15 protein-coding genes are annotated in these 23203 nt (G+C 43.6%); 5 read left to right on the forward strand and 10 right to left on the reverse strand.

What is annotated here, in order from left to right:
- Positions 1–210: 210 nt before the first annotated feature.
- The 3 genes from ACFPIK_RS05890 to ACFPIK_RS05900 all read left to right on the forward strand — a co-directional run bounded on the left by ACFPIK_RS05890 (position 211) and on the right by ACFPIK_RS05900 (position 2870).
- Positions 211–1413 carry a LysM peptidoglycan-binding domain-containing protein gene (locus ACFPIK_RS05890; RefSeq protein ID WP_377913192.1) on the forward strand — a complete coding sequence of 401 codons (1203 nt, stop codon included), beginning with the start codon at positions 211–213 and terminating at the stop codon, positions 1411–1413.
- Between the two features lie 135 nt (positions 1414–1548).
- The gene (locus tag ACFPIK_RS05895) at positions 1549–2103 is read left to right on the forward strand and encodes a hypothetical protein (RefSeq protein ID WP_377913193.1); all 555 of its coding nucleotides are present in this window, start codon (positions 1549–1551) and stop codon (positions 2101–2103) included.
- Positions 2103–2870 carry a TIGR02757 family protein gene (locus ACFPIK_RS05900; protein WP_377913195.1) on the forward strand — a complete coding sequence of 256 codons (768 nt, stop codon included), beginning with the start codon at positions 2103–2105 and terminating at the stop codon, positions 2868–2870. Before ACFPIK_RS05895 ends, ACFPIK_RS05900 begins: the two co-directional genes overlap by 1 nt.
- A gap of 59 nt (positions 2871–2929) precedes the next feature.
- Here ACFPIK_RS05900 and ACFPIK_RS05905 read toward each other — a convergent pair whose 3' ends face one another.
- The 10 genes from ACFPIK_RS05905 to ACFPIK_RS05950 all read right to left on the reverse strand — a co-directional run bounded on the left by ACFPIK_RS05905 (position 2930) and on the right by ACFPIK_RS05950 (position 16701).
- Positions 2930–4144 (reverse strand): ATP-grasp domain-containing protein, encoded by a 1215-nt coding sequence (locus tag ACFPIK_RS05905; RefSeq protein ID WP_377913197.1) that lies wholly within the window; start codon positions 4142–4144, stop codon positions 2930–2932.
- Between the two features lie 68 nt (positions 4145–4212).
- Positions 4213–5634 carry a leucyl aminopeptidase family protein gene (locus ACFPIK_RS05910; protein WP_377913199.1) on the reverse strand — a complete coding sequence of 474 codons (1422 nt, stop codon included), beginning with the start codon at positions 5632–5634 and terminating at the stop codon, positions 4213–4215.
- An 18-nt stretch (positions 5635–5652) separates the two neighbouring features.
- A complete protein-coding gene (locus tag ACFPIK_RS05915; protein WP_377913201.1) occupies positions 5653–6777 on the reverse strand; it encodes an alpha/beta hydrolase in 1125 nt (374 codons plus the stop codon).
- Positions 6778–6852: 75 nt separating this feature from the next.
- A complete protein-coding gene (gene aceK / locus ACFPIK_RS05920; protein ID WP_377913203.1) occupies positions 6853–8577 on the reverse strand; it encodes a bifunctional isocitrate dehydrogenase kinase/phosphatase in 1725 nt (574 codons plus the stop codon).
- Between the two features lie 343 nt (positions 8578–8920).
- Positions 8921–9517 carry a hypothetical protein gene (locus ACFPIK_RS05925; RefSeq protein ID WP_377913204.1) on the reverse strand — a complete coding sequence of 199 codons (597 nt, stop codon included), beginning with the start codon at positions 9515–9517 and terminating at the stop codon, positions 8921–8923.
- 12 nt (positions 9518–9529) lie between these two features.
- The gene (locus tag ACFPIK_RS05930; protein ID WP_377913206.1) at positions 9530–11902 is read right to left on the reverse strand and encodes a TonB-dependent receptor; all 2373 of its coding nucleotides are present in this window, start codon (positions 11900–11902) and stop codon (positions 9530–9532) included.
- Between the two features lie 99 nt (positions 11903–12001).
- The gene (locus tag ACFPIK_RS05935; protein ID WP_377913208.1) at positions 12002–12436 is read right to left on the reverse strand and encodes a hypothetical protein; all 435 of its coding nucleotides are present in this window, start codon (positions 12434–12436) and stop codon (positions 12002–12004) included.
- A 68-nt stretch (positions 12437–12504) separates the two neighbouring features.
- Positions 12505–13686, reverse strand: a complete 1182-nt coding sequence (locus ACFPIK_RS05940; protein ID WP_377913210.1) for a class I SAM-dependent rRNA methyltransferase — start codon at positions 13684–13686, stop codon at positions 12505–12507.
- Complete coding sequence (locus ACFPIK_RS05945) at positions 13673–15070, reverse strand: high affinity choline transporter 1 (RefSeq protein ID WP_377913212.1); 1398 nt, start codon at positions 15068–15070, stop codon at positions 13673–13675. Before ACFPIK_RS05945 ends, ACFPIK_RS05940 begins: the two co-directional genes overlap by 14 nt.
- An 11-nt stretch (positions 15071–15081) precedes the next feature.
- The gene (locus tag ACFPIK_RS05950) at positions 15082–16701 is read right to left on the reverse strand and encodes an ABC-F family ATP-binding cassette domain-containing protein (RefSeq protein WP_377913214.1); all 1620 of its coding nucleotides are present in this window, start codon (positions 16699–16701) and stop codon (positions 15082–15084) included.
- 241 nt (positions 16702–16942) lie between these two features.
- Between ACFPIK_RS05950 and ACFPIK_RS05955 the strand changes: the two genes are divergently transcribed.
- Positions 16943–20005 carry a PKD domain-containing protein gene (locus ACFPIK_RS05955; protein ID WP_377913216.1) on the forward strand — a complete coding sequence of 1021 codons (3063 nt, stop codon included), beginning with the start codon at positions 16943–16945 and terminating at the stop codon, positions 20003–20005.
- 150 nt (positions 20006–20155) lie between these two features.
- Positions 20156–23185, forward strand: a complete 3030-nt coding sequence (locus tag ACFPIK_RS05960) for a PKD domain-containing protein (RefSeq protein WP_377913218.1) — start codon at positions 20156–20158, stop codon at positions 23183–23185.
- Positions 23186–23203 lie beyond the last annotated feature (18 nt).

A 23203-nucleotide genomic window follows, 5' to 3' on the forward strand; every position in this document is an offset into this window, starting at 1 on the left:
CTTGAAAAGATAGCAAATTGAAAAGATTTGTCCGGAAATACCTTTTTGAATTTGATCTGTCTCCTTTTGGGGGTTTTTGAAAAAATGAAAATCTTGATGCTGATAAGAAGGTTCAGATTCCCCTCATAGGCTCTTTTTAGCACTATTATTGCTAAATTCTGAAATATTAAAAAGTATCCTGCCTTTGACCACTAACTCACAGTAACGTTTATGATTTTAAGACCCAAAATTGCTTTCCTTTCTCTTCTACTTTTTTTGGTTGCGCTTCCAAAATTAGAGGCTTCGGTTCTGATTCCAGGTGATTCTATTGGAGTAGAGCGGGTAGGTGATAAAATGTTCATTTTGCACAAAGTATCTCCTCAAGAAACCCTTTTTGGTATCTCAAGAAAATATCAAGTTTCTGTAAGTGATATCCAAAATGCCAATGAAGTGCTGAAGCAAGGTTTGAAAATTGGTCAAACTATTCGAATTCCTTACGAAGGGAAAATTACTTCAACTCCACCTGCTTCCAATCCCGTGAATTCGGCGCCTGTAGCTTCCACTCCTGTAGCTACCACACCAAAATCCATCACACACAAAGTTACCTCGGGTGAAACACTTTTTTCCATTTCCAAAAAATATGGAGTGACTATTGAATCGCTGAAAGAATGGAATAAGCTCTCAGGAAATGGAGTAAAAGTGGGTCAAGTGCTCATAATCAATGATGCTGGTTCCACCCAAACTCAAGTTGCTTCTACTACCAAACCTTCTGAACCTGTTACTGTGAGAGAACAGCCAAAGGTAGAAGAGAAAAAAGTGGAAGCTCCTAAAGCAAAAGCGGAAACTGTAAAATCAAAACCGGAACCGGTAAAGGCTGCTTCTTCACCAGTTGCAACTTCGGCACCTATTGCACCTGGAGACTGGATTTCACATACGGTCAAATCCGGGGAAACACTTTTTTCGCTTTCTTCTGAATATGGAAGCAGTGTAGAAAACCTGATTCAATGGAATGCGCTTACTTCCAACAACCTCAGAGCAGGTCAAGTCATCAAAGTCGGAAGAGCTCCTGAGGGACCGAGCACCGTTCCTATTGTAGGCACTCCAAAAGTCGCTTCATCCACTGCGGAAATGAACGTAGAACCTACCCCGGAAAACACTTCGGGAGGTTTTAAAAATATCAAAGAAACGGGTCAGGCAGAATTGATAGAGGGAACTGGCGGGCATAAAAAGTACCTCGTCCTTCATAGAACTGCGCCTGTAGGCAGTGTGATTCGGGTGAAAAATGAAGAAAATGACCTGACCATATTTGCCAGGGTAGTGGGTACACTTCCAGATACTGGTGATAATTCCAAACTGGTTATCAAACTTTCCCAAGCAGCATTTGACCAACTCAAAGCAGTCAATCAAAGATTTCCGGTAGAGATTCTTTACTAATCTCCATCGAAACAGCTAAGAAAGGCCTCTTTAGAGGTCTTTTTTTTGCTTTTTCTTTTTTAGAGATCAAGCTGAAAATCCCTTCCTTGGGATTCTTAAAGGAGGAGGGTACCTTTGTGATCTGAGTAAGCTGCCATGAATAAATTCCAACTATTCTTCCATCACCTGTTTAGGTTTATTTGGAATGCCATCTTTATCATTTCCTATCCCATTCTGGCTAGTTTCGGACTGATTTTTATCGGCTTGACTTTTCTTTTCTCAAAACTTTCTCAACTTCTGACCAGAATCAGGCCTGAAGGAAATAAAGTGGTGTTTAAAGAATCGGATTGGGAGACCTTGCCTTATTCCGATGAGTTGCTGGAGGCAAAACTGATTAAACAAATCATGTTTGGACCGGCAGGTTTTCAGTTGAGGAGAAAAGATGGAGTACCTTCGGTATTGAGTGATTATGTGTTTGGGAAAAAAGTAAGGGTGATCGAGGAAGGCTTCATTTTAGAAAAATGGAATACACTTGATTCCAAGCAAATGCCGGATTTTGATATTTGTCTTTACAATCCGGACGAAGATAGCCTTCGCTCGTTGACCAATATCAAGTGTTTTGATTGGCATGTGTCGGAAAAAACCGATCAGGAACTTTCCTTCAAATGGTTTGACGGAACACAAGGCGGAGAGGTGAAAGTGGCTTTGTGATGAATGCAATCAAGGATTTTTTGGATGAGAAAGTCATCCAATACAATCAACCGGGGTTTATCACACTAGACCCCATTTCCATACCTCATCGGTTTTCCAAAAAGCAGGATATTGAAATCTCAGGTTTTTTCGCAGCCATCCTGGCTTGGGGTCAGCGCAAAACCATCATTAATAAGTGCTTGGAACTTTTTACTCTGATGGATAATGCTCCTCATGATTTTCTCCTTCATCATCGGGAAGAGGATTTAAGATCCCTGCTGAACTTCAAGCACCGAACCTTCAATGAAGTGGACACGCTTTATTTTGTACACTTCCTTTCTTGGTATTACAGGAGATTTGAGAGTCTGGAGGATGCCTTTTTGATCGGTCAAACTGGGCAAGCAGACAGTATGGAGTCCATTTTGACTCATTTTCATGAGTATTTTTTCAGTCTTCCTGATGCTCCTTCCCGAACCAAAAAGCATATCGCCACTCCTGCCAGAAAAGCTGCTTGCAAGCGGATCAACATGTACCTCCGCTGGATGGTGAGAGACGATGACAAGGGTGTGGATTTTGGACTGTGGAAAAGGATAAAACCTGCTCAACTCATCTGTCCGTGCGACCTTCACGTGGATCGGGTAGGAAGAAAACTGGGATTGATTACCCGAAAGCAAACCGACTGGCAAACAGCTTTGGAGCTTACTGAAAGACTTCGCGAGTTTGATCCGAATGATCCCGTGAAGTATGATTTTGCCTTATTTGGCTTGGGAGTAGAGGAGAAGTTTTGAAAAGTCCACAGTCCACAGACCACAGTCGACTGTGTACCGTGGACCGTTGACAAAAAGAATTAATGAAACTTCTTTACCTCAGGTGCCTCGGCAGTAGCAGAAAGCTCTGAGGCAAATCGCTCTGCATACTGATCGAGGAGCTGCATGATGCGCTCCTGCTTGGGTGATTTTACGATCAAGCCTGCATGGTATTCCAAAGGCACTCGAAAACAAACTTCCGAATCGTCAAAGCTGCTGAGGTCAGGATGCTCATATTTGGATAGGGTGAGGACAATGCCTGCATAGTTTTTAGCCACTTTTGGTAGCTCGTATTTTTTGTTTTTTGCCACGGCATCCTCGATTTTGGCCCATTCAGCCCAGAGATTGATGTCAGTGGCAGCTTCCACCATCTCCGCCAAATGTGCTCCGCCAACACGGGATGCAGTCTCCAAAAAGTAGATTTCTCCATCTTCACGGGACTTGATGAATTCAGTGTGTGAGGCGCCGTTTTTTAGTCCAAAGGCTTTCATGATTGCCTCATTGACCTTCTTGATTTTTTTGTCGTCATCTGAGCCGTAAGGAATATTCGCAGAACGGAAGATGCCTCCGCCTTGTGAAATCTCCATGGGGGTGGCCAAGTATTTGGAAACGGTCAGAAACAACGTCTTCCCCTCCAACTGTAGCCCATCGGCATGGTAGACATCGCCGGGTTTGAATTGCTCGATGAGGTAATAAATCCGGTTGTCGCCCAATTCATCCAAATGCCTCCAAAGGGATTCTTTGTCATACACTTTGATGATGCCATGGGCAGAAGCTTCCGAGCGAGGCTTGAGAACCCAAGGTGCGTCTACCGTATCTGCAAAGTGATTGATATCGGCATTATGAAAAAGGGAGGAAAATGCCGGGACACGGATTCCCGCGTCTTTAGCCTTGATTCGCATGGCGAGTTTATCACGGAAGTAGCGGCCGGTAGTTTGACCCATTCCGGGAATTCTGAAGTTTTCTCTTAAAAATGCCGCTTTTTCCACGTCATAATCATCCAGTGCGACAATAGCATCGACTTTATGCTCCTTCATCAATCCTCCTACACCTTTGAGCAATAAGTCCATATCCCAATCCAGATCCTGTCCCGGCATGTAAAAGATTTCATCGATGTATTCCACCGCCCAAGGTTTGTCGCGAAGCTGTTCTGTGGTTACCAAGAATACACGATTTCCTTGTTTTTTTAGGGAGGTCAAAAAGGCGTTGCCTTTGAAGTAATTGGAGATGCAGAGAAAAGTCTTGGAATCACTCATAGGTAGAAATCTATTTACAGCTTAAGGTCAAAAAAAATCCGGCAAATCAGAAGACTGCCGGATAATTTTTAAAGGATGCTTTCAAAGTAGCGGAGTAGTAGGCTTACGCCATAGGCTGTCCCAGTTTTGGTTTTGGCAAATTCTGTATCTGAAAATGCAACACCGGCGATATCCAAATGTGCCCAGGCAGGATGCTCATGAGTAAATGCCTGCAGGAATTTTGCGGCGGTAATGGCACCTGCAAAAGGTTTACCATGGTAGTTTTTGATATCTGCGATTTCGGAATCCATCTCTTTTGCGTAGCTGTCCCAAATCGGAAGTGGCCAGGATTTTTCGCCGATTTCTTCTCCTGCAGCTTGCAGTCCGTGGGAGATACTGCCATCGTTGGTGAAAAGGGCCGCGCATTCATAACCAAAGGTGCCAATGGCGCTTCCCGTGAGTGTGGCCAAATCGATGACTTGGTCCGGAGAATAGTTTTTGATCAAATACGAAAGCCCATCCGCCAAGATCAGGCGGCCTTCGGCATCCGTATCGATTACCTCAATGCTCAATCCTGCATGGCTTCCGATGACCTCAGACGGCAAATAGGCATCCTTATCAATGGCATTTTCCACTGCAGGTACTATGGTCGTCAGGTTGATAGGCAATCCAAGGTCTGCCACCAATTGGGTAGTAGCCAAAACAGCCGCCGCACCGCCCATGTCTGATTTCATGTGGTGCATGCCTTGGGTTTTGACATTGAGTCCTCCGGTATCAAAGGTGACTCCTTTACCCACCAAACCCACATGCTTGGAAGCTTTAGGATGACGGTATTCGAGGATGATGAATCGTGGATCTTTGGCAGAGCCTCTGCCTACTGCCAAAAAGGCTTCAAGTTTCTCGGATTTGGCTTTTTTGGAATCCCAAACTTTAACATTCAGGTCTAGCTTTTTGCCAAGGTTCTTTGCCCAGTCGCCCAAGTGTTCAGGAGTGATCTTATTGGGAGGAAGGTCTACGAGCTTAAAAGCTTCCATTTTTGCAGAGGCGATTTTTTCGGCTCTTTCTGCCAAGTCTTTGGACTTTTTCAGCTCGTTGAGCACCTCCACTTTGAGCTTGCTGTATTCTTTTGGTTTCTCTTTTTTATAAAAACCTATGGAATAAGCGCCCAGCTGAAAACCCACCAAGGCAGCTTCCACTTGACTAGATTCCATGTTGCCTGGAAGATCCAAAACCACTTCTTTTTCGACCAAGGAAGCATGTTTGGAAAGCACGCGCCGGAAACTGTTTTCAATGGTTTTGTAATCGGGATTTTCTCCCAAACCCAAAAGAAGGATCACTTGTCCATGACTATCAAAACTGTATTGACTGTCTTTTTTTCCTGAGAAAAGTGAGGCGGGAACTGAAATTTTGATGTTTTTAGCCGCAAGAGTATCGAGCACCTGATTTTCAAAAACAGGAATAACCCTTAGTCCTGAGGAAGAAGGGTTTTTGGGATTAAGTTTGAACTGCATGGTAGGGTAGTTGGGAGATTACTCCGGTTTATCACTAAAGAAAAGCCATTCGATGGCTTTTGGAAACTCATCGCTCCAATAAGATTCGTTGTGCTTGCCGTGTTCGTTGATGGAAAGTCTGACTTTCATTTTTCCCTGAAGGCTTTCACGCTTGAGAAGGCGCTTTCTGAATTTGGTCACATGCTCGACCATAGTCTCGCTTTCTTCACCACCTGCATAGAGGTAAATGCGCGTATCCATGGGTTCGAAGATGTCCAAGAATCCAAGTTTAATCTTAGGAATCACCCAAAGGGAAGGCGAAAAGATCATCAGCTTGCCAAATACCTCCGGATACATCAAGCCGGAAAAGATACTCACCAGTCCGCCCATCGAGCTGCCACCGATTCCTGTAAACTCCCTCTCGGGTTTGGTGCGGTAGGTTCTGTCTACAAAAGGCTTGAGGGTATCTGTGATAAAGCGGATGTATTCTTTGCCTTGGCCTTTTCCAAGTACCGTTTTACCTACGTTGTATTCCAGAAGACGCTCTTTTTCCCCATGCTCCACGGCAATGATGATCACTTTTCCAATGCCGTAATCAGACATCACCGCGAGTTTTTTGTCGATCTGCCAATTGCCAAACTCGGCATTTTCATTGAAAAGATTTTGTGCATCCTGTAGGTATAGGACGGGATAATGATCTATGCTCGTGTCGTAATCGTGTGGGAGCAGGGCCCAGATCTTCCTGGTTTTGTTAAGTTGAGGAATTTCAAATTCCTCCGAAATCAAATGGATTTGGGGCAATTGAGATGGACGATAGGGCAGCCAGTTTTTTCGCCATTTGGCTACTTTTTCCACTTTGGTTGACCTGTCATCCTTCCAATGCCTGTTGGGAGTCCGGTTTCCGTGATGGTCAATTTCCACTTCTGACCAGTCCCCTTTGGTAAATTTATAGATAAGTTCGCCTTCAAATTCAGCAGTATTCGGAAAAGCAAATTCATAGACTCCCTCTTTGATTTTCTGCATTTTAAATCGAAAATCCTGAGTTGCCCAATTGTTGAAATTGCCCGAAAGGTAAACCGGTCTGCTATCGTCCTCTTCGGTATGAAGGATGATTTTTTTGGTTTGGGTTCGGGTAGAAGGTGCTACTGAAGTTTCTATAACCATGTTGGAGTAGGTGGTAGGATTAACCCGAGTCGCCAAAAATAAGTTTTAACAAAGGAAGAATGAAATTAAACTCACTTAATCGGGCTCTCCGGGACGGAATCTAATCTCCTCAGGATAGGGAATGGCATGAATTAATTCTCCGTTTTGTATTCTTTGCTGTATCCCTTGCCAAAATGCCGGATCAAATAAATCTCTATGATAAGCTAGAAAATGGGGTTTTAAATCCGCTCTTCCGATCATCCACCGTTTGAAATCCTCCGGAAATACATCATTCTTTTTGATCTCGTACCAAGGCTCGGAAGCATAAATCTGTTCGTAAGTCTCCGGCCTTGGCTTTTCTCTGAAATTCATATCCTCCAAAAACTCAATCTCATCGTAGTCGTAGAAAATGACCCGTTTCTGACGAGTCAGTCCAAAGTTTTTGGTCATCATGTCGCCGGGGAAAATGTTGGCTTGGGCTAATTGTAAAATGGCCCGACCATAGTCCTCTACTGCTTTTTGGCCTTCTTTGACAGAGCAGCTTTCTAGGAATATATTCAAGGGAACCATCTTCCGCTCGGTATAAAGATGCTTGATGATCAGGGTATTGTTTTCAATTCGTAAAAGGGAATTGGCTGTATTTCTCAACTCTTTGATCAACTCCGGACTGACTCTATCCATGGGAATTCGGAAGTGTTCAAATTCATGTGTATCAGCCATCCTGCCCACCCGATCGTGCAAGGAGACAAGCTTGTATTTTTCTCTCACCTCCTGTCGGGTCATATTTTTTGGCGGTTCAAAATGGTCCTTGATCAGTTTAAAGACAATGTTGAGAGAAGGCAAAGTAAACACTGTCATCACCATTCCTTTGATCCCGGGGGCGACTACAAACTGATCGGTGCTTCGCTCCAAATGGTGCAAAAAATCACGGTAAAAGATCGTTTTCCCATGTTTGTTGAATCCGATGGCATTGTAGAGTTCATGGATTTTTTTGTGGGGAATCACGGAACTTAAGAACCCGACGATCTGAGAAGGCACCTCCGCCTCCACCATAAAGTAGGATCTGGTGAAGCTAAAAAGATGACTCATGATGTTGGGATCAAAAATCAGCGTGTCCACATAAATCCCTTTCGGACCATTCAAAACCGGGATGATAAAGGGCATCCATTTTTTGCCCACATAAGTTCTCCCGATTAGGTAGGCTGCTTTATTTCGATAGAAAACAGGCTTGAGTAATTGGGTTTTGGTACCGACTTCTACTTGATATCTAGTCAGAATCACATCTTTGACTCCTCTAATCAAAAATTCAACATCCTGCTCCTTATTCATGAACGGAACTCCAAAATCAAAATCCTCAAGAATCTGACGAATGATTTGCTCCAATCCCATGGAAGCAGGATAAGTGAGGAGTAGGTCGGAATTTTCTCGGATTTCGCAGGTATTGTACCCTTCCATGACATACATGAGTTCTTCATCGAGGGCATTGTTTGGGAAGGTTTTTCTGAATACGGAATTGAAAAAAGTCTCTGCAAGCTCCACATCAGGACGTTTGCTGATCATTTTCTGGTATTCACTTCTTATCAGTTGCCAGATTTGTCGATTGGTGTTGTCTTCGCCAAGGATTTCTTGGAAAACCGAGGAAAGCTGAAACAAGAGATCTTTATACAGCCTAAGTCGCTGCCGATGATTGAGTTGAGTGGCTTGCCAGTTTCGCTGAGCAAAGTAAAGCGGCGCCAGACGCGTATAGGTATTGAAGGTCTCGATGTAGGTAAGAAATCCTTCAAATATTTTGGAGGCGAGGGGATGAGCTCTAGTAGGCATAGGAAATTTGGCAATAAAGGTAAAAAAGGATTATTTGAAGGTCATGATAAAAAATATTTGAATTAAAAGTCTTGATTTTCTGATAATTAAATGGGTTTGGGTCCTGCCGAATAAAATTTTGAAAATTTTTCGCAATCGATTGTTTGGACAGAAAAAAAACATTCTCTACTTTTCGAGTGTATTCATGAATTGAATATCTACAATAGGTTTAATAGGTTTGAGAGCAGGAAAAGGTCGGAGTTATATTCCGGCCTTTTTTGATTTTTAGGGGTAGTGGTTAATCGTATAGGTACATAAAAAAAGGGCGGATTTCGATCAAATCCGCCCTTTTCTATTTTTGGAATTAATTCAAAACAATTGGGAAGGTGATGTCTAAATCTGTTTCTCCACCAGCTTGAACAAAGTTTTCAAAGTTTGGATTGTTTGCTCCTGCGAAGCTTTTGTTTAAATCATGTCTTAATACCACTCTCATTGAGGTATTGTTGGTTCCAGGAGAAGAAGATACTGTGACCAAATTTCTTAGACCTAAAGCGATTCCTCCTGCGTCGGCATAGGCGATCGTCAAAATGTTGCTGGTGAACGCTGATCCCAAGAAGTAAAACTGATGCTCTGCTGCTTCTTCAAGAATTTCCTTGGTGATATCTTCATTTTCAATGGCATTTCGCACTTCAATTGTCATGAGATACTTTTTGCCTTTGGTAAGGTTGATCGTTTGAATGGTAGGTGTTTTGCCTACTTCTATACCTTGGGGATCGCTTGCCTTGAAAGATACAGCTGAACCTATAGGATTATTTGAAGCATCTACTTCCTGAAATTTCAAGGTTACATCTGTGATTACTTCACCTTCGTTTTCTTTCTCCGGATCTTCGCTTTCGCAAGATGCAAATCCCATGGTAAGGGCAGCAAACAGGTAGAGGGGTAGTTTTTGTAGGTTTTTCATAATAATTGATAGTTAGAATTGGTAATTGAGTTTAAGTAAAATGTTGCGTCCCATATCGGCCGTAAAGTACCTGAACCGATTCATGTATTCTCGATATTCCTTATTGAGTAGGTTATTAATCTGTAAACCTACATTTAACTGATTATCAGATAGTTTTATTTTTCTGTTATAGCCCAGATTGATTAATGTGTACGCCGGAGGAGCAGGCGAAAGATCAAATTCGGGCTCTCGGGTTTGTCTTGCTACCACGAGGTTACTGAGGGTAATTCGGTTGGCTTCCTTTCCAAAAGAATAGGCCAATCCCCAGTCCATCCTGTCAGAAGGGATAAATGGAAAATAGGTTTGAGTCTCGGTATTCTTTGCTCTGATAACGGAACCTTTCAGGTATCCATTGAGACGATCAGAGAACTGGTAAGTTCCTGAAAGATCCACGCCGTAAAACAATGCATTGGCCTGCAGATATTCATAGACATTGAAGGTGCCTCTCAGACTGACAAAGGTGCCACCGGTAGGATTTAGATAAATGTATTCATTGATTTGGTTGACGTAGGCTGTGAGTTCGGCAGTTCCTCGTTTCCCTTCATATTCGAGTCCATTCACCCATTTGATGGATTTTTCTGAATTCAGATTTGGATCGCCTATTTCTACAGCAGCAGCCCCGTGATGAAGTCCTTGACTGAACAGTTCATTGACATTGGGTGGTCTCCAAGCTGTTCCCAAATTGGTTGTAAATGCGAAATGGGGACTCAACTGATATAATCCACCCATAAAAGCGGAGAAGTTTTGGTATTTCAAATCAGCTTCTTGCAGGTCATTTCCTACAAACCTTGCCGCACTTACAGTTCTGTAATCATATCTTATGCCGCCTTCTAGTTCCAAAGGCCCTTTTAGGTATTTTTCCATCAAATAGATCCCGCCATTGCTCATGTCATAATTTGGAATCAAGGGTGTCACTCCTGTACCGGGTACATTACTGTTGGCTTGTTGGATTAGATTGATTCCAAAAGATCCACTCCAATTTGAGTTTTTGCTGTGATCAAGAAATAGATCTATGGTATTGGTAAAAAGTTCTAAATCTAGGCTAGGACGCGCATTCAAATCACCTCTTCTTCGATCAAATTCCTGTCTTTGGTTCAGTTGAAACCCATATTGGAAGTTGAGTTTGAGTTCAGGATTAAGATGGTAATGTGTTTTTACTTTGGCCAAATGGTGAGATACCACCTGCTTTGGATTGTTAATTTGATAAGTAAAGTTGGGTTTAAGAAAGGGTTCACCATTTTCGATGATCTCAATCAGATCGGATAAATTGCCGGTATGGGAATCCCTCAAAATCCCAATTTCAGTATTAAAAAAGCTGTAATAGCCTTCTATTCCAAGTTTTTTGGAGCTGTAGCCTACCGAACCGGAAAAGTTGTACTCTGCCATGCCGGTATTGGCTTGGAAATAGCCGGGAGTTCTCACATTCCCTGCTTTTTTTACTGAACCTTGTACTCTATAGCCTAGTCCTTGGATTTTTTCAGAACCTCCTGTATGCGAAGCAGCCAGGTTTCCCATTCTGCTGTTTGATGCTCCAAGCAGATTGATTTCAGTTAGATGTTTTTTACTAGTCGGTAGCGTGGGAGGATTGACCAGAATTACACCTCCCATGGCTTCAGGACCGAATCTTACTGTTTCGGCACCTTTTATTACGGTAATTTCATCTGCTAGAAAAGGATCGATCTCAGGAGCGTGTTCGGCTCCCCATTGTTGACCTTCCAGACGGATCCCATTATTTAGAATCATGATTCTATTGCTATGCAATCCATGAATCACAGGTTTTGAGATGGTATTTCCTGTAGAAAATGTCGTCACACCAGCTACCCTTTTCAGACTTTCTCCTAGGTTTTCACCTCGAGATTGAAGCAGTGCCTCCCCATAAAGCGAACTCACAGCAGTGGTCGTCTGTACTGCCTCCCGATGACCATGGACTTCCACGCCTGAAAGAGCTACCGATTCTTCCTGCATTTTGAATGTCTGGTTGGTGGTACTTCCGCTTAGGTTGATGGTTTGTCTAATTTCTTTATGACCCAAATATTGGACGGTAACTGTGTAAGTTCCCGGACAAAGTTCTCGAACTACAAAGTTTCCGTTTTGATCTGTGGTGCCTCCGGTTCTGGTCTCCAAAATCCAAACATAGGCTGCCTCAATGGGTTGATCATTTTCCTGATGAAGGATCTTTCCTCTTAGTACCAAATCGCATTTCTGAGCCGAAACATGCGTTAAGGCGAATACGAATAGACTTAGCGTGAATATCCCTTTTTGAATCATTGTTGCAAAAGTAGGAGGAGAACAGGAATTAAACCAAAGGTTTTGAAACAAAGTTGCAGAAAGTTTTTTTAAACGCATTTTTAGCATAGCTCAATGGCTTCTTGGGATAAGTCAAGATCGATTTAAATAAAAAAATCCGGCTTTCGGGCCGGATTGTGATGAGTAGTCATGAGTGGGTTATCCCAACCATGCAGACCAAGGGATTCGGCTAATGATTAGTACAAAACCTACTGCATATAGCATGTAGATGCTTCTGAATTTAGCACGGGAAGCTTCTATTTTTTTAGCGCGGATATACCCAATGGAGATGATGGCAATGGCCACGATATTGCTTAATGGGTGTTCCAAAGCCGTAAGTCTTGCAGCTGCGTCTGACATCGCACCGCCACCTGTCAATAGAGCCAATCCAAGCGGACTCACAAAATAAAGGATCAGACCCAAAAGGAGTTGGATATGGCAAATGATGAAAGTGATCATAGCGATCTTGCGGTCACGTTCCTGAAATTCTCTTCCGGAAAGTGAGCCGACCAAGGCCCAAAAGATTACAATGACCAAACCAATGAGGGCCAAATAGGCTAATCCTGAATGTGCGTGCTGAAGTCCTGTATACATAAGTTGCGTATTTATTGAGGTGAAATTAGTACAAAAGAAATAAGAGAAGTGATCAAATTGTTTGAAACTTATTCAACAAACAGGACAAGACCTTTCAGGTACTCAGTTTCCGGATGGAAAATATTAATCGGGTGGTCTGCAGGTTGAGAAAGTTGGTGAAGGATTCTGACTTTTCGCTTACTCTCCATAGCAGCCGCAGTGATGGTGTGCGAGAAAAGACTTTTGTATACCACCTGACTACAGGAGAAAGTGAAAAGAATTCCGCCAGGCTTGATTTTGCGAAGCGCTTCGGCATTCAGTCGCTTGTAGGCTTGGACCGCATTATGTCGAGCCTTGATGTTTTTGGCAAAAGCGGGCGGGTCCAAAATGATCAAATCGAAATCGTCTCCGATCTCCCGGATGTATTTGACCACGTCTGCTACAATGGACTCGTGCTTTCCGGAGAATCCGGCATTCAGACGTACATTTTCCTCAGTCAGCTCAATGGCTTTGGCAGAAATGTCCACTGAATGAACTTCTGAAGCACCTTCTTGAAGTGCCAAAACAGAAAAACCGCCTGAATAGCAGAACGTGTTCAGTACTTTTTTCCCTTTGGAATAGGTGGACACCAACTTTCTATTTTCTCTCTGATCGATGAAAAAGCCGGTCTTTTGGCCCTTTTCCCAATCGATTCGGTATGTTGCGCCGTACTCCTTGACCAAGTCAGTTTCCGCTTTCCCCCAAATCCACTCGTTGGACTCGATACCCAAATTTTTGGGAAGAGTTTCAGCACTTTTGTCGTAGACTCCTTTAAGGCTCTTTCCATAGACGCTTTTCAATGCTTCCGCAACCTCCTGAGTGTGACGGTGCATTCCCACATGATGGGCTTGTATGACGGCTGTCCCGTTGTAATAATCGATGATCAATCCAGGTAGACCGTCACCTTCCCCATGAATCAAGCGATAGACATTAGTGTCTTGATTATCAGTTAGTCCTAATGCGTTTCTTACTGCAAAGGCTGAAGCTATTTTTTCTTTCCAAAAGTGTTGATCGATGGTTCTTTCTTCGAAGGAAATGATCCTGACCATAATCGATCCTTGAGAAAAATGGCCGATTCCGAGAAACTCATTTTTTGAAGAATACACCGCAACCAAGTCCCCATTTTCCACTCCGGAATCTGTCTTGGCGATCGCTCCCGAGAAAACCCAATGGTGTCTTCTCAGCAAAGAGACTTCTTTTCCTTTTTGTAAGATCAGCTTAGGATAGTTCATAAGAGGTGTTGGTTTGGTCAGGGAAAAGCAAGCTTCCTATCATCATAGATAGCCCACTGCCTAAGAGGCCAATGAGGTGTGATTCGTCGGTTTGAAGGTAATTTTCTGAGGCGAGGTATACGATCATTCCGAATACCATAGACATCAAGGCACCCATTTTGGATGCTTTGTTCCAATAAAGTCCTGCAGTAAGCGGGACAAATAAGGAGACCAGCATCAGGATGGAAGCACCGGCTACCAATTCGTAGATGTTGGATTTCCAGGACGCCATTAAAATAGCAATCAAGGCAACAGCCACTACGTTGAATCGGAGAATCCACAGAAAATGGCTTTCCTTTAGTTTTTTACCAAAATAAGGGCGGATTAGGTTTTCGGAGATAATTGCAGCAGGAGCCAGCAAGCCCGAACTTGTCGTACTCATGATTGCTGAAATCAATGCACCAAAAAATACGATCTGTACGGGCATTCCTCCGTGCTTCAGTACCATGGAGGGCAACAGCATTTGTTTGTTTTCGAGGTATAGTTCAGGATATAGGACTTTGGCTCCCAAGGCAATAAACAGGGGAAGTAATCCAAAACTGAGGTAAAAAGCTCCCGCCAAATAGGTTGAACGAACCGCTACTTTCTCTGATTTGGAAGACATCACGCGCTGGTATATGTCCTGCGAGGGAATACTTCCCAATCCCAAGATAATCCAAGCTCCGAGGTATTTGGTCCAGCCTGAAAGGGTAGCTTCAGGAAAAAATTGAAAACTCTCAGGAGGTGCCTGTGCGAATATCTCTCCAACTCCTCCGGCTTCACTGGCTACCATCATTGCCACCCAAAGTAATCCCACCACAATCATGGTGGTTTGAATAAAATCAGTGATGGATATCGCCCACATTCCTCCCAAAAAGGTGTAGAACACTACAATTCCAGCAGAAATCAAAACACCTTGGGTCAAACTGAGGTCAGTCACTGCTCCTAATACCAAGCTCAAAGCTATCAATTGAGCCGCTACATAGCCAAAGTAGGCAGGTATCATAAATACCGAAGCGAAAAACTCGATCCGCTTTCCGAAAATTTTTTTGAAAACGTCACCGATTGTGAGCACATTCATCCGGTACATGGGACGCAGGTAAAACATGCCAAACAGAACTAAACATAGCGCTCCTCCAAAAGGATCTTCGATCACTCCCAATAGCCCTTCCTCCAAATAAACAGAGGAAGCTCCGAAGATCGTCTCCGAACCAAACCAAGTGGCAAAAAGGGCAGAAGCAGAAAGAAAAAGAGGCAGGGATCGCCCTGCCAATACAAAGTCGTTGGAATTCTTGACCAATTTGGAAGACCAAGCTCCTACAGCTACAGTCAATGCTAGATAAATGATGATCGCAGTGAGCAGCAAGGCCTTAGTGCTTAGCTTTTACCGTACATTTTTTCACGAAGCGCCTTGATTTCGGCACTTGCCAAGTAGTCATCGTAAGGCATTCTTCGGTCAATGGTCCCGTTTGGAGTGAATTCCACGATGCGATTACAAGAGGACTGTACAAAGGTGTGGTCATAGGATGACATCAATACCGTCCCGTTGAATTCGATGATGGCGTTGTTGAAGGCTGTAATGGACTCCAAATCCAGGTGGTTGGTCGGTTCGTCCATGACCAAGAGGTTTGGGTTTTGAAGCATCATTTTGGAGATCATGCAGCGAACCTTCTCTCCTCCGGAAAGTACGGTACATTTCTTCAGGGTTTCCTCACCGGTAAATAACATTCGGCCCAGGAAGGTTCTTACATAGGCCTCTTCCTGATTAGTGGAGTATTGTCTCAGCCAGTCGATCAGATTCAAATCAGTTTGGAAATAGGTAGAGTTATCATTTGGCAAATAGGCCTTGTTGATCGTTACTCCCCACTTCAGGTTTCCTTTGGTAGGTTTGATTTCTTCGGTGATGGTTTGGAAGAATTTATTGACAGCCTGCTTGGTCTTGGAGATAAAAGCAATTTTATCTCCCTTGTCCACCATTAGGTTTACATCGGTGAAATAGGTCACTCCATCCGCTTTCAGTTCGAGGTTTTCAGTCATAAAGATCTGATCACCTGCCTCACGCTCAGGCTTGAAAATGATGCCCGGATATTTTCTGCTGGAAGGCTCGATTTCGTCCACATTGAGTTTTTCGAGCATTTTCTTTCGTGCGGTAGCCTGACGGGATTTGGCTACGTTGGCAGAGAATCTGGCAATGAAGTCCTGAAGTTCTTTTCGCTTTTCATCAGCCTTCTTGTTTTGATCGGAACGCTGCTTGAGGGCAAGCTGAGAAGATTCGTACCAGAAGGTGTAATTACCGGAGTAGATTTTGATTTTTCCAAAGTCAATATCCACGATGTGCGTAGAAACAGTATCCAGGAAGTGACGGTCGTGAGATACCACAATCACGAGGTTCTTGAAATCAATCAAGAAGTCTTCCAACCATACGATGGTTTCTGCATCGAGGTCGTTGGTAGGTTCGTCAAGAATCAGGATATCCGGATTACCAAAAAGAGCCTGCGCCAAAAGGACCCGTACTTTTTGGTTACCGGCCAAGTCTTTCATTTGGCTGTAGTGGATATCTTCTGAAATACCCAAACCTGAAAGTAGCGCCGCTGCATCGGATTCGGCATTCCAGCCGTCCATTTCCGCAAATTCCGCTTCCAGCTCAGAAGCACGAATTCCGTCTGCCTCTGTAAAATCTTCCTTCAGGTAGATGGCATCTTTTTCACTCATGATGGCATACAGCTTCTTATGCCCCATCAAGACGGTTTTGAGTACTTCTACCTCGTCGAATTCAAAGTGATTTTGCTTCAATACGGCCATTCGCTGACCTGGAGTGATATTGATCGCTCCTGAAGTAGATTCAATTTCCCCGGATAGGATTTTCAAAAAAGTGGATTTTCCAGCTCCGTTGGCTCCGATCACCCCGTAACAGTTGCCGGGTGTGAACTTGAGGTTGACCTCTTCGAATAGTGTCCTTTTGCCAAACTTGAGTGATAAATTATCTACTGAAATCATGGATATTTTCTGTTTTTGAGAGGCGCAAAGATAGAGAATAATATTTTTTCGGCTTGGTAAAATCAAGCTTTGGCCTAGCTTAATTTAACCCTTAAAGAATTTTCAACAGATAAGTTTGAAGTGTTTTTTATATTGACAGGTTGATTGGTATCAAATGCGCGAACATTTCCTCAAAAGATTTCTTAGGGGCCTTATTTTTCTGACTGTCTTGATGACCAGTCCCTTGGTATCTTTTGCGCAAATGTCCACGATTGGGAAGGAGTTTTGGGTAGGTTTTATGGAAAACAACCGAATACTTCCCAGCGGTCCTAACAATGCCGGTGCGTTGGATTATTGGATTATTTTAATCACAGCCAATGAAAATACCACCGGAGCCATCGAATACGCAGGAAATTCCACCGCATTTACACTTGGTCAAGGTCAGCAGTACACGTTGCGAGTTTCTTCGCTGGATATTGACATGCTCCATAGGAGCTCAGGAATAATTGAAAATAAAGGAATTCATATCACTTCGTCCGGTAAAATAGCGGTGCATGCATTCAATGAACGGTATCGAAGTGCGGACGGAACAGTCGTTCTTCCCATCGGAGCCTTGGGAAAAGATCATTACATTACTTCTCATTTTGAAATAAATCCCCAATCTAACCTTAACGTCAATAACGAAAGCACCCTGTTGGTGGTAGGTTCGGAGAATAATACTCGGGTTGAGATCACTCTGACGGAAAATTCTATTTCAGGAAATACCAAAGGTGTTCCTTATGAAATTACTCTAAATCAAGGTCAAAGCTATCAGATCAAATCCCGTGGTGACCTGACCGGTTCCCGAGTACGGGTGGTAGGCGACAATGCAGATGAATGCAAGAAAATAGCTGTTTTTGGAGGAAACAAATGGACTTCTGTGGGATCCTGTGGCAATGCCAATGATCACCTTTTTCAGCAGACCTATCCCATCAATACCTGGGGCACCTCATTTATTCACACCGCGCTCGCAGGCAGAAGCTCCGGAGAACTGGTAAAGGTTTTAGCTTCTGAAGATGGGACTGAAGTACGGGTGAATGGGGCTTTAAAAGGTACCATCAACCGTGGACAGTGGATTCCGCTGGAATTTGGAGTGGATGAATCTGCCAAAATTGAAACTTCCAAGCCATCTTCCGTCACTGTTTTTGCAAAGAGTGTTTCCTGCAATCAGCCTAATGCTCCCAACTCGGATTTTGGAGATCCATTTATGATCTCATACAGTCCTGTAGAGCAGTTTCTGACCCAGCTAACTTTTAATGCGATCAATTTGCCTTCTATCGTCAACCATTACGTGAATATTGTAGTGAAGACTGGAGATCAAAATCAAACCCGACTGGATGGTCAAAACATCGGATCCAATTTTTCTCCGCTGCCCGGTGATCCCAATTTTCAGATTGCTCAGATACCCATTTTTCAGGGGGTTCATCAGCTATCCAATCCTTCAGGATTTGCGGCCTACGTGTATGGATTTGGGGAAATTGAATCTTATGGCTATGCTGCCGGTGCCGCTTTGAACAACCTGAATTTTCAAACGGATACGAAGTATGAATTTGAGGTCACGGGCGAAAAGGTGGCTTGTCTTAATCAGGATGCGGACTGGAGTATCAATCCGGATAATCCGAACTTCACCTATTTTGTCTGGGATTTTGGGGATGGTTCAACTACCAAAGTGGGGAAGGAGGTAACCCATAAGTTTACTGCCCCAGGGTCTTATGAGGTAAGAGTCGTAGCTTCATTGAGTCCCAATTCTTGTGACAACCAAGAGGAGATTTCATTTGAAGTCCAGGTGTTGGAGACCAAAGCGGTATTTATTGGCGAACAGTCCGTGTGTCCCGATGTGGAGGAAGTGATGTACCGAATCAAAAACAAAGAGAATATAGGAGAGACCAAGTTTGAAGTGGTGGGAGGGGAGATTATGCAATCCTTTGGAGATTCTGTTCTTGTGAAGTGGGGGCCTGCAAACTCAAATGCATTGGTTCGATTGATTCCCTATACCCCTTCGGGTTGCCCTGGGGCTCCGATTGAATATCCGGTCGTTATCAATCAACGGATTATAGTTACCGAGGCAGTGGGACCTAATGAGGTTTGTTTTGATCCGTCTGTTACTTTTACTTACTCAGCACCAAATCCGGGTCAGGGACGAGGCTATGCCTGGACAGTAACTGGAGGGGTTATTGTGAATGGCCAAAACCAATCTAAAATTGAAGTCCGCTGGGATCAGCCTGATGTAGTAGGAACTGTAGTGTACACAGCTTTTAGTCTAGTGGATAATTCTTGTGAAGGCACAGCTCCTGCTATCTCGGTGAAAGTGTCCAAAGAATTTACACCGGAGATTGAGACACTCACTACCATACTTTGTTCGGGAGAATCTACAGGCGCAATTCGATTGAAAGTGACGGGAGGCGAACCACCTTATACTTATTCTTGGTCACATGATTCCAAGCTCAATCAGCCATTTGCAGAAAAGTTGCCTGCTGGTGTTTATAGTGTGAAAATCACCGATAAGTTGGGGTGTGAAAAGTCTATTAATGCGATTCAAGTCACGGAACCCTTGCCTTTAGTATTGGCAAAAGCTGTCCCTCAAGGCACTTCTTGTTATGGGAAAAAAGATGGGCTCATTTCAATTCAGGTCCAAGGTGGAGTACCTCCATATTCTGTCAACACTCCTGGGCAAAATCAATTTTCTTCTCAGATCGAACTATCAAATCTAGGAGCAGGCCAATACGATTGGAAAGTCATTGATTCAAATGGTTGCGTGATTCCGGTTACTTTTCAAATTACTTCCCCTCCAGCCTTGGTGGTAGATGTGAGATTGGAAAAGCCTGCCTGTCCCGGAGGTAGCAATGGAGAACTTTTTGTCACTCCTGGAGGAGGTTCTGGTCCTTTTATCTACCGCTGGAGCAATCCGACATTGAGTGGGCAGTACGTGGTAGGCTTGGCCAAAGGTGAATATGAGTTGGAGGTGGAAGACAATCAGGGCTGTGTGTCGCTCGGTAAAGGGATTGTGAACGAGGAAGCTCCCCAAATTCGAATGCCGAATGGTTTTGCACCCACCCAACTTACCGGATTTTATGCAGGTGTTTCAAACTGTGACACCCGATTTGAGTTATCCATCTATAATCGTTGGGGCCAATTGATTTATTTTGGTTCTGAAGGTTGGGATGGCATGATTTCTGGAGACTTCGCCCCGCCGGGAACCTACTCCTATTCAGTGAATTACTATTACCAGTTGGAAGGGAAATCCATCCGACAAAATTTAAAAGGTTCTTTTGCCCTAATCAGATAAAAAACTAAAACCTAACTACTTTGCGAGACCCGAAGCATTAAAATGAAACAACACAAAAGATTCACCCTGTTTTTTGTGTGCGTTTTATTTTTATTGAGCCATTCGTTATCAGCTCAAAGCACCATTGGAAAAGAATTTATTGTTGGCTTTATGGAAAATAACCGTAAAGCTAATCAGCCTGATAAAGCGGTGATCGTCATCACGGCCAATGAAGCCGCGTCCGGTGCAATCTCTTACCAGGGACAAACTATTCTATTTACTCTTACCAAGGGGCAATCTATTGTTCAAGAATTTGTTTCGACGTCCCAGGATGTCATTCATCGGGATTCTGAAGTGGTGGAATCCAAGTCAATATCGATTTCTTCCAGCGGCAATGTTTCGGTCTACGCTTATAATTTCAGACAAAATAGTTCGGATGCGACCTTGGTTTTGCCTCTTAATGCACTCGGGGATGAATATTTTGTGACCGCTCATTTTAGCCCACTGGCTGCCGGTCCTGACAATTCGGAGAGCACCATGCTGGTAATAGCTACTGAGGATAATACTCAGATTCAGATCACGCCCACCCAATCAACCTTTAAAGGAAATCCTGCAGGTGTGCCTTTTTTAATTACGCTTAATCAAGGCCAGACCTATCAAGTCAAAGCAAATGGGGACTTGACTGGCACCCATGTGAAAGTCCTGAATGCCAATCAGGGCAATTGTAAAAAAGTAGCGGTATTTGGCGGTAATAAGATGACCAGTGCAGGAAATTGCGGAAAAACAGGTGACCACTTATTTCAGCAAGCTATTCCGGTAGAATTCTGGGGTAAATCCTACATCCACGTTCCCTTGAAAAATAGAACCTCGGGAGAATTGGTAAAGGTTTTAGCTTCTGAAAATGGCACTCAAGTGACAGTAGATGGACAACTAGAAGGCACGCTGAATACAGGGGAGTTTTTGACGCTTGAGTTTGTGGTTTCTGAAGTTGCTGTCATTGAAACATCCAAACCATCTGCAGTTACTTTACTTGCAAAGAGCCAAGATTGCAATACTACACCCAATAATATCGGCGATCCTTTTTTACTCACCTACCAGAGTAACGACCAAACTGTTAAAGACATTGAGTTTTATTCTGTCAATGAATTTTTCAATAACGCCAACATCATAGCCCCAACAGCTTCCCTGTCACAAATCAGGCTTAATGGTGTGGCAATTACGGGACAGTTTAGTCCGGTGCCCGGTAAGCCTGAGTTTTCTTATGCTCAAGCGACTCTTCCCGATGGCAAAAACACGTTTACAAGCCCAGAAGGAGCCATAGTTTATGTTTATGGCGCAGGTCAGCGCTCTTCTTATGGCTATTCGGCAGGATTTAATTTGAGTGGAAATACTACCAATTCCAACCAAGTCCAATATGAGTTTTCGATAAAAGGGGACTTGATCGCATGTGAAGGGAAGGAAGGCACTTGGGAGATTCTTACCAAAGACGATCGTTTTACATTCTTTAAATGGGATTTCAGAGACGGTTCTCCCATAGCAGACGGAAAGGTTGTTTCCCATACATTTTCCAATCCGGGAAAATACAAGGTGTTAGTTCTTGCCAGTTCAGGTCAAGGTTCCTGTGATATTTCTGCCGAATACGAATTTGAGATTGAGGTCATCGAAAAGGCTATAGCCACCATTAAGGGCTCGGTGGAAACCTGTCCGGATCAAGAAGTAACTTATACAATTGAAAGTCAAAACTCTGCAGTCAAAGCGGAATGGGGTACAGTGACAGGTGGTGTAATCCTCTCTAAAACTGAAAAAACCATTACGATCAAATGGAACTCAACTGCGACAGAAGGAATCATAAAGGCTCAACCGTATTTACATCCGGCCTGTCTGGGTGATCCGATCGAATTAAACGTGGTCATAGGGAAAGGCGAGCTTCTTGAAGCTCCTGAAGGAATTTCAACTAGTTGTGGAGATTTTTTGGAGCCCATTCCCTACAAAGTTCCTCAACCTTCAGCTTCTGCAACTTACCTCTGGTTGGTCAAAGGAGGTCAGATTGTCTCCGGTGGGTCTTCCTCAGAGGTAAAAGTAAACTGGGATGCGAATGCTGCAGAAAAAGAAATCTCTTACGCCGTTACAGATCCTTCAGCGACGAACTCATGTTCCAAGGAGTCAAAGATTTTGAAATTGGCTAAGTTGGCGCCGATTGAGATTGAAAAATTGATTTTGACTACACCCGATTGCCCTGGGGAATCAAATGGAGCAATAGAATTAACAATCACAGGAGGAACTGGAGCGTATACTTTTTCATGGAGTCATGATTCAAAGGTGAATTCTCCGCTTGCCACCGGACTGAAAGCAGGAACTTATGTCGTAACAATAGCAGATAAAAGTGGCTGTGGAAGTTTGAAAAAGGAAGTTACGATTTCCAATCCCGAGCCTGTGGGACTGGTTGGTGGATTGGAATTGATCCCCACTACCTGTGCTGGTGTCTCAGATGGAGGATTCAGGGCTAAAGTAAAAGGGGGCACCCCTCCGTATTCGGTCGAAGGAATTTCTTCAGCTTGGAATGGCGAATTTTTGGAGGTCAGAAACCTCGCATCCGGAAATTTCTCTCTCTATGTTCTAGATTCAAAAGGATGTTCACTACCTATTTCAGCCAGCATTCCAGAGAATAAGCCTCTTTCGATTTCCTTTACAGAGGTGGCTCCGGGTTGCCCGGGAGGGGCTTCCGGTGGGTTGAATATGTCAATTTCAGGAGGAAAAACTCCCTACCAGATCTCGTGGTCACATGGAGCCCAGATTGATCCTCTATCAAATTCTACCACCAAAACTTTACCTTTTTCAGGGCCCTCAATCAGCGGATTACCTTCAGGGTTTTATACCGCCACAGTAACAGATGCCAATGGGTGTGAGGTGGTGGCAACGGGAAGAATTTCTGAAGTACCTCCATTGGTAAGAGTACCCACCGGTTTTATTCCTGCAGATGGACTTTTTGCACCTGTTTCCAATTGTTCGATTTCTTACTCCTTACAGATTTGGGATAGCTGGGGCCAGGTGGTTTATTTGGGAAATCAGGGTTGGGATGGTTCAATCAAGGGAAAGGATGCCGTCATTGGTGCCTATACTTACCAGTTGACCTACGAATATTCCATTGAAGGAAAGGTTGAACAGATTTCAACGCGAGGAGTTTTCACCTTAATCCGGTAACTTGAGACGAATGATAGC

Origin of the sequence: Algoriphagus aquatilis (assembly GCF_042657405.1) — a bacterium.
GTDB classification, from domain to species: domain Bacteria; phylum Bacteroidota; class Bacteroidia; order Cytophagales; family Cyclobacteriaceae; genus Algoriphagus; species Algoriphagus aquatilis.